Origin of the sequence: Allobosea sp. 47.2.35, from assembly GCF_024655635.1 — a bacterium.
Classification (GTDB): Bacteria; Pseudomonadota; Alphaproteobacteria; order Rhizobiales; family Beijerinckiaceae; genus Allobosea.
Window position 1 is genome coordinate 87,422 of the sequence record NZ_JANLGI010000018.1, and the last position, 14,700, is coordinate 102,121.

13 protein-coding genes are annotated in these 14,700 nt (G+C 66.9%); 11 read left to right on the forward strand and 2 right to left on the reverse strand.

Annotated elements, in window-relative coordinates; all coding sequences use genetic code 11:
* Positions 1-23: 23 nt before the first annotated feature.
* From NUV79_RS20100 to NUV79_RS20125, 6 genes are all read left to right on the forward strand, one after another.
* Positions 24-797 carry an alpha/beta hydrolase family protein gene (locus tag NUV79_RS20100; protein WP_257734841.1) on the forward strand — a complete coding sequence of 258 codons (774 nt, stop codon included), beginning with the start codon at positions 24-26 and terminating at the stop codon, positions 795-797.
* A 64-nt stretch (positions 798-861) separates the two neighbouring features.
* Complete coding sequence (locus tag NUV79_RS20105) at positions 862-1,200, forward strand: GlsB/YeaQ/YmgE family stress response membrane protein (RefSeq protein WP_257734842.1); 339 nt, start codon at positions 862-864, stop codon at positions 1,198-1,200.
* A gap of 81 nt (positions 1,201-1,281) precedes the next feature.
* Complete coding sequence (locus NUV79_RS20110; protein WP_257734843.1) at positions 1,282-1,560, forward strand: GlsB/YeaQ/YmgE family stress response membrane protein; 279 nt, start codon at positions 1,282-1,284, stop codon at positions 1,558-1,560.
* Positions 1,561-1,672: 112 nt separating this feature from the next.
* Positions 1,673-2,686, forward strand: coding sequence for a lipoyl synthase (gene lipA / locus NUV79_RS20115; RefSeq protein WP_257734844.1), 1,014 nt, complete (start codon positions 1,673-1,675; stop codon positions 2,684-2,686).
* Positions 2,687-2,701: 15 nt separating this feature from the next.
* On the forward strand, positions 2,702-3,178 hold the full coding sequence (locus NUV79_RS20120) for a type II toxin-antitoxin system RatA family toxin (protein WP_257734845.1): 477 nt from the start codon (positions 2,702-2,704) through the stop codon (positions 3,176-3,178).
* 42 nt (positions 3,179-3,220) lie between these two features.
* A complete protein-coding gene (locus NUV79_RS20125; protein ID WP_257734846.1) occupies positions 3,221-5,329 on the forward strand; it encodes a fused MFS/spermidine synthase in 2,109 nt (702 codons plus the stop codon).
* Positions 5,330-5,337: 8 nt separating this feature from the next.
* On the opposite strand, the gene NUV79_RS20130 is transcribed toward NUV79_RS20125, so the two are convergent.
* Entirely contained in the window at positions 5,338-5,835 is a 498-nt protein-coding gene (locus NUV79_RS20130) for a CinA family protein (protein ID WP_257734847.1), read from the reverse strand.
* Between the two features lie 2 nt (positions 5,836-5,837).
* Positions 5,838-7,073 (reverse strand): bifunctional 2-C-methyl-D-erythritol 4-phosphate cytidylyltransferase/2-C-methyl-D-erythritol 2,4-cyclodiphosphate synthase, encoded by a 1,236-nt coding sequence (locus tag NUV79_RS20135; protein WP_374679303.1) that lies wholly within the window; start codon positions 7,071-7,073, stop codon positions 5,838-5,840.
* Positions 7,074-7,220: 147 nt separating this feature from the next.
* Between NUV79_RS20135 and dusB the strand changes: the two genes are divergently transcribed.
* The 5 genes from dusB to ntrX all read left to right on the forward strand — a co-directional run bounded on the left by dusB (position 7,221) and on the right by ntrX (position 14,614).
* The gene (gene dusB / locus NUV79_RS20140; RefSeq protein ID WP_257734849.1) at positions 7,221-8,210 is read left to right on the forward strand and encodes a tRNA dihydrouridine synthase DusB; all 990 of its coding nucleotides are present in this window, start codon (positions 7,221-7,223) and stop codon (positions 8,208-8,210) included.
* A 27-nt stretch (positions 8,211-8,237) separates the two neighbouring features.
* Positions 8,238-9,371 (forward strand): two-component system sensor histidine kinase NtrB, encoded by a 1,134-nt coding sequence (locus tag NUV79_RS20145; protein WP_374679304.1) that lies wholly within the window; start codon positions 8,238-8,240, stop codon positions 9,369-9,371.
* Positions 9,372-9,387: 16 nt separating this feature from the next.
* Positions 9,388-10,839: a nitrogen regulation protein NR(I) gene (gene ntrC / locus NUV79_RS20150; RefSeq protein ID WP_257734850.1), complete on the forward strand. Its 1,452-nt coding sequence runs from the start codon at positions 9,388-9,390 to the stop codon at positions 10,837-10,839.
* 119 nt (positions 10,840-10,958) lie between these two features.
* The gene (locus NUV79_RS20155) at positions 10,959-13,250 is read left to right on the forward strand and encodes a sensor histidine kinase NtrY-like (RefSeq protein ID WP_257734851.1); all 2,292 of its coding nucleotides are present in this window, start codon (positions 10,959-10,961) and stop codon (positions 13,248-13,250) included.
* Positions 13,247-14,614 carry a nitrogen assimilation response regulator NtrX gene (ntrX, locus tag NUV79_RS20160; RefSeq protein WP_257734852.1) on the forward strand — a complete coding sequence of 456 codons (1,368 nt, stop codon included), beginning with the start codon at positions 13,247-13,249 and terminating at the stop codon, positions 14,612-14,614. Before NUV79_RS20155 ends, ntrX begins: the two co-directional genes overlap by 4 nt.
* Positions 14,615-14,700: the final 86 nt, after the last annotated feature.

Sequence of the window (14,700 nt, forward strand, 5' to 3'; positions counted from 1 at the left end):
CGCGATGGCGGCAGGGGGCAGCCATGAAGCGCTTGGGTGTGAGGATTCTCGCCGGTCTCGCGGCTGGCCTGTTCGGCAGTGTCGGTGCCTTGGCCTGCGAGGGCGAGAAATGCGCCAACGGCCTGGCCTATGAGGCTTTCGGCGCGGCGCCGGGTGGTTCGCGCCCCGTGCTCGCCATCTTCGTCCATGGCGATGTCTCGGCTGGTGGGCCGGCCGATTACATGTACGCCTATGCCCGGCAGTTCGCCTCCGGACGCAAGAACATGGTGGCCGTCGCCTTGCTGCGGCCCGGCTATTACGACCGCACCGGCCATCGCAGCGACGGCTCCGACAACGGCAGGCGCGATACGTTTCATTCCGGCAACAACCGCGCCGTCGCCGGGGCGATCAGCGAGCTGAGGCAGCGCTACAATGCCCGCAGCGTGGTCGCCCTCGGGCATTCGGGCGGAGCCGGCACGATCGGCGTGGTCGCCGGCAACAATCCCGGCCTGATCAACGGCCTCGTGCTGGTGTCCTGCCCCTGCGACGTTCCCGCCTGGAATGCCAGCCGCGGCCGACGGCCCGGCTCAGCCCAGTCGCCGGTGGATTACCTATCAGGCATACCCGGAGGAACCCCGATCGTCGCGGTCACCGGCCAGGCCGACGACAACACCCGCCCCGACCTGGCGACGGACTATGTCGCAAAGGCGCAGGCGCGTGGCTTGCCGGCAAAGGCGCAGATCGTTGGCGGCGGGCATGGCTTCAGCGGCGCACTGTCGGCAACCTCGGTATCCGCGCTGGGCGCGATGGCGCGCTGATCCCCAGCGAAAATGGGGCTAGGATCGGCTTGGCGCCGGCCAACCCGCGCTCCATATTGCGCCGATGCCGCCACGCACCCGCAAATCCGCCAAGCCCGATCGCATCGTCCGCGACGAGGAGATCGAGATCCTGCCACCGCGCCGGACGCTGCCGCTTGACTGGAGCGTCATCGCGCCGACCGTGGCCTTCGGCACCTTCACGGGCTTTGCCGCCAGCCTGGTCGTCGGTGGCGGCGGCGTGATCCGCCATGCGGTCGTCGGCGTGCTCGGCATGCTGGTCGGGCAGGGGATCGTGCGCCTGACCGGCTGGCGCCTGAACACCGGCTACAGCTTCCTCGACGATGCTGGCATGGCGGTGATCGGCGCCATCCTCGTCATCCTGCTGGCACGTTTCATCGCCTGAGATAGCATCGCGAATGGAACCGGCTCCGGCCGGAACCGTTGGTTACGCGCGCATTCGCGCTTGGCTAGGGGAATATCCGCGATGGAAAGCTTTGCCGCCACCATGGCCCAGCCGGGCTATGGCTTCTTCATGACGCTGCTGATCGGCGTCCTTGCCGGCTGGATCGCCGAGCGCCTGACCTCGTCCGATCACGGCCTCTTCACCAATATGCTCGTCGGTGTCGCCGGCTCGTTCGTCGGCGCCAAGGTCGCGGAACTGCTGGAAATTCCGGTCTTCGGCTTCTGGCGGACCCTGACGGCGGCGGTGGCTGGCGCCGTCATCGTCATCGTGATCTGGAATGCGGCTCGCCGTCGCAGTTGAAGCTCGGGTGAAGCTCTCTTGCCGGGGGCGGGAGTTGCGGCAGAGCCCTTTGGGGATTAGCTAGAGGGAGCCGGCTTTGTCCGGCTCCTGCTGTTGAAGCCCGGACCCCGTTATGGCGCTTGTTCTCGACCTGCTGAACCGCGATCCGCGGCCCAATGCCGGCAATCCGAAGGCGCAAGCCACGGAAGTCCGCCATCCCGAGAAGCAGAAGCGGCCGGAGAACCCGGTCCTGCGCAAGCCGGACTGGATTCGGGTGAAAGCGCCGGGCTCCCCGAAATGGGCCGAGACCAAGGCGATCGTGAAGGCCGAAAAGCTGGTCACGGTCTGCGAGGAGGCCGGCTGCCCGAATATCGGCGAGTGCTGGGAAAAGAAGCACGCCACCTTCATGATCATGGGCGACACCTGCACGCGGGCCTGCGCCTTCTGCAACGTGAAGACCGGCGTGCCGCAGCCGCTCGACCTGGAAGAGCCGCGCAAGGTCGCGGAAGCTGTCGCCAAGCTCGGGCTCGAGCATGTCGTGATCACCTCGGTCGACCGCGACGACCTCAAGGATGGCGGCGCCGAGCATTTCGCCAATGTCATCCACGCGATCCGCAAGGCTTCGCCCGGCACCACGATCGAGATTCTGACGCCGGACTTCCTGCGCAAGCCCGGCGCCCTCGAAGTGGTCGTGGCGGCCCGCCCCGACGTGTTCAACCACAATCTGGAGACCGTGCCGGGCAAGTATCTCAAGGTTCGCCCGGGCGCGCGCTATTTCCATTCGCTGCGCCTGTTGCAACGGGTGAAGGAGCTCGACCCGACCATCTTCACCAAGTCCGGCATCATGGTCGGCCTTGGCGAAGAGCGTAACGAGGTGCTCCAGCTGATGGACGACCTGCGCTCGGCCGAGGTCGATTTCATGACGATCGGCCAGTATCTCGCGCCCTCGCGCAAGCACCATGCGGTGATCCGCTTCGTCACGCCCGACGAGTTCAAGAGCTTCGAGACCATCGCCTATGCCAAGGGCTTCCTGATGGTGTCCTCGACGCCGCTGACCCGCTCCTCGCACCATGCAGGCGAGGATTTCGCCCGGCTGCGGGCAGCGCGCGATGCCCAGATCGGTATCGGCCACAACCGCCGCGGCTGAGAAGGCCCATCCTCGATGCCGATGTTCAACAGCACCCGCCGGGTGAGGCACTCGCCCGAGCAGATGTTCGCGCTCGTCGCCGATGTCGAGAAATACCCGCAATTCCTGCCGCTCTGCGAGGGGCTGACGGTACGGCGGCGTACACCGCGTGAAGGCGGCGGCGAGGTGCTGCTGGCCGATATGAGCGTCGGCTACAAGGCGATCCGCGAGACCTTCACCAGCCGGGTCACGCTCGATCCCGCCAATCTCAAGATCCTCGTCGAATATGTCGACGGGCCGTTCCGCTATCTGGAGAACCGCTGGACCTTCAAGCCGCACGAGGCGGGGTGCGAGGTCGGGTTCTTCATCTCCTACGAATTCGCCAGCCGGATGCTCGGGCTGCTGATGGGCGCGATGTTCGACAAGGCCTTCCGCAAGTTCGCCGAAGCCTTCGAGAAGCGCGCCGAACTGGTCTATGGCCGGAATGCCCCAACGGCAGTGACGGGGTCTTAAGCCCTGCATGGCATGGTTCGGCACCCAGCCGAGGACATGCCCATGGACGGATCCGCAGCGCAGACCGCCGATCGCCTTCAGACGCGCCGTCTGGCCGCGACGCTCCCGGTCTATGTCGCGACGATCTTCGTCTCGGCCTTCCTGCTGTTCGGCATCCAGCCGATGTTCGCCAAGATGGTGCTGCCGAAGCTCGGCGGTTCCCCCGGCGTCTGGTCGGTCGCCATGGTGTTCTTTCAGGCGGTGCTGCTCGCCGGATACGGCTATGCCCATCTGCTGGTCAGCCGCCTGACCCTGCGCCGCGCCGCACTCGTCCACCTGGCGCTGATGATTGTGGTCTTCGCGATCAGCCTGCCGATCCATATTGCCGCCGGCTTCGAGCGACCGCCGCAGCAGGGGGAAGTCTTCTGGCTGATCGGGCTCTTCGCCGCATCGGTTGGCTTGCCTTTCTTCGCCGTCGCCGCCAACGGCCCGCTGCTGCAGGCCTGGTTCGCACGGACCGGACATAGCCATGCCGCCGATCCCTACTTCCTCTACGCGGCCTCGAATGTCGGCAGCTTTCTCTCCCTGATCGCCTATCCTTTCGTGATCGAGCCCATGCTGCCGCTCGCGATGCAGGCCAATGCCTGGGCCTGGGGCTTTGCCTTGCTGTTGGCTGGCATTGCGGCCTGCGCCGGGCTCGCGATCGGGGTGAAGCACTCGGATGCGCCCACGAATCTCGACGTGGCAGCGGCGCCGCCGGTCACCAATGCCCAGCGCTTCAGCTGGGTGGCGCTCGCCTTCGTGCCCTCGGGGCTGCTGGTCGCCGTCACCGCGCATATCTCGACCGATGTCGCCGCGGTGCCGCTGCTCTGGGTCGTGCCGCTGGCGCTGTTCCTTCTGACCTTCGTCATCGTCTTCCAGCGCCGCCCGATCCTGCCGCATCGCTGGATGCTGCATCTTCAACTCGCCCTGACGGCACTGCTGGTGGTCGCAAGCGCCGCAAAGCTCGATATCGGCTGGATCGGAACGCTCGCCCTGCATCTCGGCTTGTTCTTCGCGACGGCCATGGTCGCCCATGGTGAACTGGTGAAGCGCAGGCCGGGCGCGGCGCACCTGACGGAATTCTATCTCTGGATGTCCTTCGGCGGCGTGCTCGGCGGACTGTTCTGCGGCCTGCTGGCGCCGATGATGTTCAACTCGGTCGTAGAGTATCCGATACTCCTTGTTGCCGGGCTGCTGTGCCGGCCGGGCTTCACAGCGATCAGGATGTCGCCTCGCGTCCGTTTTGCCGTGGCCGTCGCCGGAGTGAGCGCGATCATCGGCATCGTCCTGGGCGAACAGAGGCGCACGGATTCCGTCCGCTCCTTCTTCGGCGTCCATCGCGTCTTCGAAGCGGGCGACGGACGCTTCCGCGACCTCGCCCACGGCACGACCGTGCATGGCACGCAGCGCATCCGCAACGACGACGGCAGCGTCGTCACGGGGCGTCCCGAGCCGCTGACCTACTATTTCACCGGCGGCGGGATCGCGGATGGCATCGATGCCTTGCGGCGCACGCGCGGCCGCATGCTCGGCAAGGTCGCTGCGGTGGGCGTCGGCACCGGCTCGCTGGCCTGCCAGATCAAGCCGGGCGAGAACTGGAGCTTCTACGAGATCGACCCGCACGTGATCGGCATCGCGACCGATCCCGCTCGCTTCTCCTTCATCAGCCAATGCGCCCCGCGCGTGCCGTTCGTGATCGGCGACGCCCGGTTGACGCTTGGCGATGCAGCGCCGGGCTCCCTCGACCTCATCGTCATCGATGCCTTCTCTTCCGATGCGATCCCCGTCCACCTGCTGACGCGCGAGGCGATCGGGCTCTATCTCTCGCGGCTCGCTCCCGGTGGCGCCATGCTGTTCCATATCTCCAACCGGCACATGGATCTCGGCCCCGTCGTCGCCGCGACAGCCAATGAGCACGGGCTGGTCACCTGGGTCAGGGACTCCCGGCAAACCGAGGAGCTCACACGTGAGCGCAAGTTCTCGCCGCTCGTCGCGATGGTCGCGCGCAAGCCGGGCGATCTGAGCTTTCCCGAGAGCGAGAACTGGCGACTTTCGGAGCCCGCGGCCGTGAAGCCCTGGCGCGACGATTATGCCGATGTTCTCGGCGCGATCATGCGCAAGTCCCGGTAAAGGGCGGCTCAGGGCCCGGTCAGCACCGTCTCGCGCAACAGGTCGAGCGCTTCCCGCACGCTGAGGCGGCGGATCTCGTCGCGCGACTGCTCGCCGAAGCGGCGCTCGCGGTGGTGTGTGCCGGCAGGCCCGGCGCAGGCGAAATGGACCAGCCCGACCGGCTTCTCGACGCTGCCGCCACCCGGCCCGGCGACGCCGGTGATCGAGACCGCGAAACTGGCTTCGAGGCGCTCGCGCCCACCTTCTGCCATGGCGCGCGCCACCGGCTCGCTGACGGCGCCGTGCTGTGCGATCAGCGCCACCGGGACGCCCGCCAGCGCGGCCTTGGCTTGGTTGGAGTAAGTGACGAGGCCGCCCTGAACCATCGCGGATGAGCCCGCAATGGCCGTCATCGCGCCGCAGACGAGGCCGCCGGTGCAGGATTCGACCGTCGCGACCGTAAAGCCGCGCTCCAGGCTCAGGTTCAGCAACTCGACCGCTAGCGAACGGATCTCAAGATCGAACATGGCTAGTCCTCCTCGGGCAGGCGGATCGTTGCCGTCCCGAATGCGACGAGGCCTTCGCGCCGGCCGGTGAAGCCCATCCGCTCCGAAGTCGTCGCCTTGATCGCGACCTTGCTTGACGGAATGCCGGCGATCGCTGCGACCTCGGCGCGAATGGCCTCACGATGCGGGCCGATCTTCGGCGCTTCACAGACGACGGTCAGGTCGAGGAAATCGATCCGCCCGCCGCGCTCCCGGACGCGGGCTGCCGCGAAGGCCAGAAACTGGGCCGAGGCCGCGCCACGCCATTGCGGATCGCTCGGCGGGAAATGCGTGCCGATATCGCCATCGGCGAGCGCGCCGAGCAAAGCGTCGGTCAGGGCATGGAGCGCGACGTCGCCATCGGAATGGGCGATGACACCCTGGTCGTGTCCGATCCGGACGCCGCCGAGCCAGACATGGTCGCCCGGCCCGAAGGCGTGGACGTCGTAGCCGGTGCCGACGCGCGTCACGAGCGTCTTGCCCGGATGGGCCGCGGCCCGCAGGAAATCGGCTGCATGGGTCAGCTTCACATTGGCAGGGTCGCCCTGGAAGGTCGCGACCGGATGCCCCGCCCACTCCATCAAAGCGGCATCGTCGGTGAAGCCGTGCAGCAAGGCAGATTCAGCGGCCTCATGGGCTTCCAGCAGCGGCTTGAAGCGGAAGGCCTGCGGCGTCTGGACGGTGACCAGCTGGTCACGCGGCGGAGTTTCGGCGACATGGCCGTCGGCGCTGGTGCGTTTCACGGTGTCGGTCACAGGCAGGGCGGGGATGGCGGCGATCGCGCCGGCACCGAGCCGATGGATCGCGGCGCTGATCTGCGCGCGGGAAACGAAGGGCCGCGCCGCATCATGAACCAGTACGATGCCATCGAAGCCCGCGCGCGCCAGCGCAAGCAAGCCCCGCCGCACGGAGGCCTGACGCGTCGCGCCGCCCAGCGTCGGGGCTGCAAGGCGCGCGCTGTCGATCCCGGCCATGGCATTGGCATAGCGCGCCTCGTCGCCTTCGCCGATCACGATGGCAATGCGCTCGATCGCCGGCTCCGCGAGGAACGGCGCGAGCGCATGCGCGAGGACCGGGCGGCCTTCGACCAGCCGGTACTGCTTCGGTTCGCCCTCACCGGCGCGCAGGCCACGGCCGGCCGCCACGAGCAGGGCGGCAACGGGCAAGGACGCATCTGAATGAGGGAGCACGGCACTGGGTCCTGGCTGCAAGCGGGTCATGGGCGCATGCCATAGCCAATTCTGTGGCGCTGGGGCAGGGGGTGCGACGCTGCTGCATTGCAACATCAACCTATGAGCGCTTGCGCTCCTGCAGCATTGTCCAATAAATATGCATGTAGAGAAATGCCTTAAAAGCAGGCTGAAGCTTTGGACATCGCAGGTATCCCGGTTGCGTCCCGCGCCTTCCTGGCGCCGATGTCGGGCGTGACAGACATCGTCATGCGCCGCCTGGCGGCCCGCAGCCATGCCGGAATCGTGGTTTCGGAGATGGTCGCGTCCGACGAATTCGTGCGTGGCAGCGAGGAGGCGCGCATCCGCGCCGAAGGTGAGGGCGTCTCGCCGCATGTCGTCCAGCTCGCCGGTTGCGATCCCTATTGGATGGGCGAGGCAGCGCGGCTGGCCGAGGCCAATGGCGCCGATATCGTGGACATCAACATGGGCTGCCCGGCCAAGAAGGTGACGGGCGGCTGGGCCGGCTCCGCCCTGATGCGCGATCTAGACCATGCGATCGCGCTGGTTGAGGCCGCCGTTGCCGCCACCAGCGTGCCGGTCACGGTCAAGATGCGCCTCGGCTGGGACGATGCCTCCCGCAACGCACCCGAACTGGCCCGCAGGGCTGTCGCAGCCGGGGCGCGGATGATCACGGTCCATGGCCGCACGCGCCAGCAATTCTACAAGGGTACGGCCGATTGGCAGGCAATCGCTGCGGTGCGGGCCGCCGGTGACTTTCCCTTGGTCGCCAATGGCGACATCCATGACGTCGCGGATGCGCGAACCTGCCTTGAGCAGTCCGGCGCCGATTTCGTCATGGTGGGTCGCGCCGCGCTCGGCCGGCCCTGGCTGGTCGGCAAGATCGGCGCGGCGCTCGACGGGCGCGAATTCCGGCCGCTGACATTGGCTGAAAAGCTCGCGCTGGCCTGCGAGCATTACGAAGGGCTGCTGTCCCTGATCGGTGTCGCGCATGGCGTGCGCCATGCCCGCAAACACCTGGCTGCCTATGCCGACGATGCCGTGGCCGATGGCTGCGAGCCCGATGCGGACTTGCGCCGCAGCCTGCTGACGTCCGACGAACCCCGGAAGGTCCTGGCGGCCCTCGCGGGGCTGTTTTCGACCGACCGCAGCCGCGCAGCGGCTTGACGCGGAGAGGATGAGCTGATGACGGCGATGTTTGCCGACAAGGGGCTTGGAAGCCGCAGCGCCTACTTGCTCGACCCGATCGAGGTCCAGGCGCTGAACGTGCTGCCCATGCCGGTGCTGGTGATCGGCGAGAGCCATGCCGTGCTCTACGCCAACACGGCGGCCGAGGATTTCTTCCAGTCCAGCGCTGCCCTGCTCAAGCGCCAGCGCATCGACGATCTCATCGCCTTCGGCTCGCCCGTCCTGGGCCTGATCGAGGAGGTGCAGCGCCGCGGCGCCAGCGTCAGCGAGTATCGCCTCGATCTCGGCACGCCCCGCCTCGGAACCGATCACATCGTCGATGTCTTTGCCTCTCCCTTGCCCAGTCAGGGCGATGCGGTCGTGCTGATGCTGCAAGAACGGACAATTGCCGAAAAAATGGACAGGCAATTGACGCACCGCGGGGCAGCCCGCTCGATCACCGCCCTCGGTGCGATGCTGGCCCACGAGATCAAGAATCCGCTTTCCGGCATTCGCGGCGCGGCACAATTGCTCGAAGGCTCGATTTCCGACGACGACCGGATGCTGACGCAGCTGATCTGCGACGAGACCGACCGGATCGTGAAGCTCGTCGAGCGTGTCGAATTGTTCGGCGACGAGCGGCCAAGCGAGCGCGATGCGGTCAATGTCCATGACGTGCTCGACCATGTGAAGCGCCTGGCCCAGTCCGGTTTCGCGCGGCATATCCGCTTCACGGAGGTCTACGATCCCTCGCTGCCGCCGGTCGCCGGCAATCGTGACCAACTCGTCCAGGTGCTGCTCAACCTCGTCAAGAACGCCGCCGAAGCGATCGGCGAGGGCGCGATCGACGGCGAAATCACCCTGACGACGGCCTATCGCCCGGGCATCCGCCTGCAGGTGCCCGGTTCCTCGGAGCGTATCGCACTGCCGCTCGAAATCGGCGTGCGCGACAACGGGCCGGGCGTGCCTCCCGATCTGGTGCAGCACCTGTTCGATCCCTTCGTCACGACCAAGGCCCAGGGAAGTGGCCTTGGACTTGCACTTGTCGCCAAGGTGATCGGCGATCACGGCGGAATCGTCGAATGCGAGTCCGTTCCGCGCCGGACGCATTTCAGTATCCTCCTGCCCCTGCACCAGCTCAGGTCGGGGCAGGCAACGTAAAGGCCTCAAGCAACACATGCCGACCGGTCACATCCTCGTCGCCGACGACGACGCCGCGATCCGCACCGTCCTCAACCAGGCCCTCGCGCGAGCGGGCTATGAAGTCAGGACCACGGGTCAGGCTGCCACGCTCTGGACCTGGGCTGCCCAGGGACTGGGCGACCTGATCATCACCGACGTGGTCATGCCGGACGGCAATGCCTTCGACCTGCTGCCGCGCATCAAGCGGGTGCGGCCCGAATTGCCGATCATCGTGATGAGTGCGCAGAACACCTTCATGACGGCGATCAAGGCTTCGGAGCGCGGCGCCTACGAATATCTGCCCAAGCCCTTCGACCTGAAGGAACTCGTCGCCATTGTCGGCCGCGCGATGTCGCGCCCCCGTGGCGAGGCGGCTCGGGGACACGCAGCCGAGCCCGAGGATATCCCGCTGATCGGCCGCTCGCCGGCGATGCAGGACGTCTATCGCGCTCTGGCTCGCCTGATGCCGATCGACCTCACCGTGATGATCAACGGCGAATCCGGCACCGGCAAGGAGCTGGTGGCGCGCGCGCTGCACGATTACGGCAAGCGCAAGAACGGCCCCTTCGTCGCGATCAACATGGCCGCGATCCCGAAGGACCTGATCGAATCCGAGCTGTTCGGCCATGAGAAAGGCGCCTTTACCGGCGCGCTGACCCGCTCGTCCGGTCGCTTCGAGCAGGCGGAGGGCGGCACGCTTTTCCTCGACGAGATCGGCGACATGCCGATGGAGGCGCAGACCCGCCTCCTGCGCGTGCTCCAGCAGGGCGAATACACCACGGTCGGCGGGCGCACTCCGATCAAGACCAATGTCCGCATCGTCGCCGCGACCAACAAGGACCTGCGCATCTCGATCGCGCAGGGCCTGTTCCGCGAGGACCTGTTCTTCCGCCTGAACGTCGTGCCGATCCGCCTGCCGCCTTTGCGCGAGCGCATCGAGGACATCCCCGATCTCGTCCGCCACTTCTTCACGCTGGTCGAGAAGGAGGGACTGCCGCGCAAGCAGGTCGATTCGGAAGCGATGGACGTGATGCGGCAGTACCGCTGGCCGGGCAACGTCCGCGAGCTCGAGAATCTCGTCCGGCGCCTGGCCGCGCTCTACCCGCAGGAAACGATCACCGCGCCGATCATCGAGGCCGAATTGCAGCCGGCGGCGGTCGGGGCAGGGTTCACGAGCAGCACCGCGGCGCCTGAACGCGCCGAGACCCTGTCCGGCTCGGTCGAGCGCCATCTCGGCCAGTATTTCGGCGGTTTCGGCGACAATATCCCGCCGCCTGGCCTCTATCACCGCATCTTGCGTGAGATCGAGCCGCCCTTGATCGCTGCAGCGCTTGCCGCCACGCGCGGCAACCAGATCCGTGCCGCGGAGCTTCTCGGCCTCAATCGCAACACGCTGCGCAAGAAGATTCGCGAGCTCGACATGCAGGTGGTGCGTTCGTCCCGCTGATAGGGCTTCACCGCCTTGTGAATGTCATATTTTGACAACACCGTTGCGGCGGCGCATCAGTGGCGCCCTGCAGGCGTGATCGGTTCGCGATCCCTGCCATATCGGAGTTGTCGGGAAACGTGTCCGCTTCTGTCAACGAAGCCAGAATGATGCCGCGCGGCGAGGAGAAATCCCGCCGCGTCTCGGGTTGGGTTGGCGGGATCGTCGTCGCGCTGGCGCTGATCTCGGCGCTGCTGACCTTCCTCGTGCTGTCCGGCGCGACCCCGCTCGTGCCCGTGCACGAGGTCGTGGTCGGCGTATTCGTGCTCAACGCGCTGCTGATCCTGCTGCTCGTCGTCATCGTCGCCATCGAGGCCGCCGTGCTGATCCGCGCCCGCAAGGCCGGCGCTGCGGCGGCAGGTCTTCACGTCCGCATCGTCGGCCTGTTCAGCATCATCGCGGCCCTGCCGGCGGTGCTTGTCGCCATCATCGCGACCGTCACGATCGAGCGCGGTCTGGAACCGTGGTTCTCGGACCGGATGCGCGACGCGATTTTCAAATCGGTCGAGGTTGCCGATGCCTATGCCGCAAGCCAATGCCGTTCGCTCGGGCGCGAGATTCGGGTGCTGGCCGACGACCTGAGCCGGGCCAAGCCCGCCTTCGACGTCGATCGCAAATGGTTCGAGAACTTCCTGACGACGCGCGCGACGGCGCTCGGCGTCCCCGTCGCCGCGATCATGCAGCCGCCCGACAAGATCGTCGTGCGCGCCAATATCAATGTGCTGCGCGATCCGCCCATGCCGGATCAGGCAGCCTTCGACGATGCGCGCTCCGCGCCGGAGCCGATCTGCGTCATCCCGCGGACGGGCACGGTGTTCGGCGCCGTGATGAAGCTACCGGCCTATGACAACAGCTTCCTGCATGTCGCGCGCGAGGTCGATCCGCTCGCGGTCGAATTCCCCGCGGTCGCGCGCGGAGCGGCGGTCGAATACCTCTCCATCGATGCACGCCGGAAGGGCGTTCAGATCGCCTTCGCCTCGATGTACGGCCTGATCGCGCTGATCCTGCTGCTCTCGGCGATCTGGCTGGGCCTGAGCTTCGCCAACGGCCTCGTCGCGCCGATCCGCCGGATGATCGACGCGACGGACCAGGTCTCCAGCGGAAACTTCTACGTCCAGGTACCGATCCGGCGATCGGAAGGCGACCTCGCCCATCTCGGCGAGACCTTCAATAAGATGACGGCCGAGCTGCGCCGCCAGCGCGACAGCCTGATCACGGCGAGCGAAGTCATCGACCGGCGCCGACGCTTCACCGAGACGGTTCTGTCCGGCGTCTCCTCAGGCGTGCTCAGCCTCGACAGCGACGGTCATATCACCACGATCAACCGCTCGGCCGAGAGCCTGCTCGGCACCGGTGGGCGCCTGCTTGGCAAGCCCATTGCCGAAGTTGCACCGGAAGTGGCGGGCTTCGTCGCTGAAGCCCTGCAGAACCGCCAGCGCCAAAGCTCGGGTCAGGTCGCCTTCACGCGCGCTGGCCAGGACCGGATGGTCAATATCCGTGCCGCGCGGGAAGGCGAGGGGATCGGGGCCGGGCTCGTGGTGACGCTCGACGACATCACCGATCTCGTCTCGGCCCAGCGCACCGCCGCCTGGGCCGATGTCGCCCGTCGCATCGCGCATGAGATCAAGAACCCGCTGACGCCGATCCAGCTTTCGGCCGAGCGCATCAAGCGCCGCTTCGGGCGCGTCATCACCGAGGGCAAGGACGTCTTCGACCAGTGCACCGACACGATCGTGCGGCAGGTCGAGGATATCCGCCGCATGGTCGACGAGTTCTCCTCCTTCGCCCGCATGCCGAAGCCGTCGCTCGCCCGCGAGGATATCGTCGAGACGGTTCGGCAGATCGTCTTCCTCTGGCGGGTCGGCAACCCCCAGACGACGATCGCCGAGGTGCTGCCGACGGATGCCGTTTCGGCGCGCTTCGACCGTCGCCTGATCTCGCAGGCGCTGACCAACGTCATCAAGAACGCGACCGAGGCGATCGAGGCCGTGCCGGCGGAGGAACGCGGGCAGGGCCGGATCGATGTCCAGATGGCCCGCCTCGACGACGGCCGGATCGTCATCGACGTCATCGACAACGGCAAGGGCCTGCCGGCGGACCAGCGCCAGAAGCTGCTCGAGCCCTATATGACGACGCGCGAAGGCGGCACGGGCCTGGGGCTCGCCATCGTCGGCAAGATCCTGGAGGACCATGGCGGCGGCATCGAATTGCTCGACCGCCCGGATGCCGCCAGCGGTGCACGGGGCGCGCGCATCCGCCTCTGGTTCCCCGAGGCAGGTCCGGCGCAGGACACTGAGGGCGGCGATGCGGCCGCACAGCCGGCTAACGGCGCGCATGACACGGATGATTCGAAGAATGGGATACGCCTATGAGCGCTGACATCCTGGTAGTGGACGACGAAGTCGATATCCGCGATCTGGTCGCCGGCCTGCTGGAGGACGAGGGCTATCGGACCCGCAAGGCAGGCTCCGCCGACGAGGCGCTGGCCGCGATCGCATCGCGCCGGCCCAATCTGGTCTTTCTCGACATCTGGCTGCAGGGCAGCCGGCTCGACGGCCTGCAGGTCCTGGAGCTGATCAAGGAGAACCATCCCGATCTCGCGGTGGTGATGATCTCCGGCCACGGCAACATCGAGACGGCGGTCTCGGCGATCAAGAGCGGCGCCTACGACTTCATCGAGAAGCCGTTCAAGGCCGACCGGCTGGTGCTGGTCGCCGAGCGGGCGCTGGAAGCGTCGCGCCTGCGCCGTGAGGTCCGGGAGCTCAAGACCCGCTCTGTCCAGGCCGACCGCATCGTCGGCCGCACCACGGTCGTCAATCAGCTCCGCCAGACGATCGAGCGCGTCGCCCCGACCAATGCGCGCGTGCTGATCACAGGCGAGCCCGGCTGCGGCAAGGAACTGGCGGCGCGCACGCTGCACGGCGCCTCCACCCGTTCCAGCGGCCCCTTCGTCGTCATCAACGCCGCGACGATCACGCCCGAGACGATGGAAGAGGAGTTGTTCGGCATCGAGGGCGGTGACGGCCGCGGGCGCCGGATCGGCGCGCTCGAGGAGGCGCATGGTGGCTCGCTCTATATCGACGAGATCGGCGACATGCCGCGCGAGACGCAGAACCGCATCCTGCGCGTGCTCGTTGACCAGAACTTCCAGCGCGTCGGCGGCGCGACCCGCGTCCATGTCGATGTCCGCGTCATCTCCTCGTCGAGCCGCGACCTGGCGCAGCTCATCGCCGACGGACATTTCCGCGAGGACCTCTACCACCGCCTCAGCGTCGTGCCGATCAAGGTGCCGCCGCTGTCGGAGCGGCGCGAGGACGTTCCCGAGCTGATCGAGTTCTTCATGGATCAGATTTCGGTCGCCAGCGGCCTGCCGAAGCGCCAGATCGGCAGCGACGCAATGGCCGTGCTGCAGTCGCATGAATGGCCCGGCAACATCCGCGAGCTGCGCAACAATGTCGAACGCCTGATGATCCTGACCAAGGGCGATCCGACGGCAGAGGTGACAATCGAGATGCTGCCGGCCGAGGTCGGCGCGATGGTGCCGACGACGCCGTCCGGCTCAGGCGGCGAGCGCCTGATGAGCCTGCCGCTGCGCGATGCGCGCGAGATTTTCGAGCGCGAGTACCTGATCGCGCAGATCGCGCGCTTCTCCGGCAACATCTCGCGCACGGCCGAATTCATTGGCATGGAACGCTCGGCGCTGCACCGGAAACTGAAGTCGCTCGGCGTCGGCTAGCCATAAAGCCGAACAGCTCGCCTGTATTGGAATCGTCCAGGGGCGAGGCGATTGCAGGCCGTCAGGCGCCCCGCGCATGCCCAGTT

What these genes read in the sequence shown, in the direction of transcription:
- NUV79_RS20100 (WP_257734841.1), top strand. Translation starts at nt 24, where the DNA reads ATGAAGCGCTTGGGTGTGAGGATTCTCGCCGGTCTCGCGGCTGGCCTG.
- NUV79_RS20105 (WP_257734842.1), top strand. Translation starts at nt 862, where the DNA reads ATGCCGCCACGCACCCGCAAATCCGCCAAGCCCGATCGCATCGTCCGC.
- NUV79_RS20110 (WP_257734843.1), top strand. Translation starts at nt 1,282, where the DNA reads ATGGAAAGCTTTGCCGCCACCATGGCCCAGCCGGGCTATGGCTTCTTC.
- lipA (WP_257734844.1), top strand. Translation starts at nt 1,673, where the DNA reads ATGGCGCTTGTTCTCGACCTGCTGAACCGCGATCCGCGGCCCAATGCC.
- NUV79_RS20120 (WP_257734845.1), top strand. Translation starts at nt 2,702, where the DNA reads ATGCCGATGTTCAACAGCACCCGCCGGGTGAGGCACTCGCCCGAGCAG.
- NUV79_RS20125 (WP_257734846.1), top strand. Translation starts at nt 3,221, where the DNA reads ATGGACGGATCCGCAGCGCAGACCGCCGATCGCCTTCAGACGCGCCGT.
- NUV79_RS20130 (WP_257734847.1), bottom strand. Translation starts at nt 5,835, where the DNA reads ATGTTCGATCTTGAGATCCGTTCGCTAGCGGTCGAGTTGCTGAACCTG.
- NUV79_RS20135 (WP_374679303.1), bottom strand. Translation starts at nt 7,073, where the DNA reads ATGACCCGCTTGCAGCCAGGACCCAGTGCCGTGCTCCCTCATTCAGAT.
- NUV79_RS20145 (WP_374679304.1), top strand. Translation starts at nt 8,238, where the DNA reads ATGTTTGCCGACAAGGGGCTTGGAAGCCGCAGCGCCTACTTGCTCGAC.
- ntrC (WP_257734850.1), top strand. Translation starts at nt 9,388, where the DNA reads ATGCCGACCGGTCACATCCTCGTCGCCGACGACGACGCCGCGATCCGC.
- ntrX (WP_257734852.1), top strand. Translation starts at nt 13,247, where the DNA reads ATGAGCGCTGACATCCTGGTAGTGGACGACGAAGTCGATATCCGCGAT.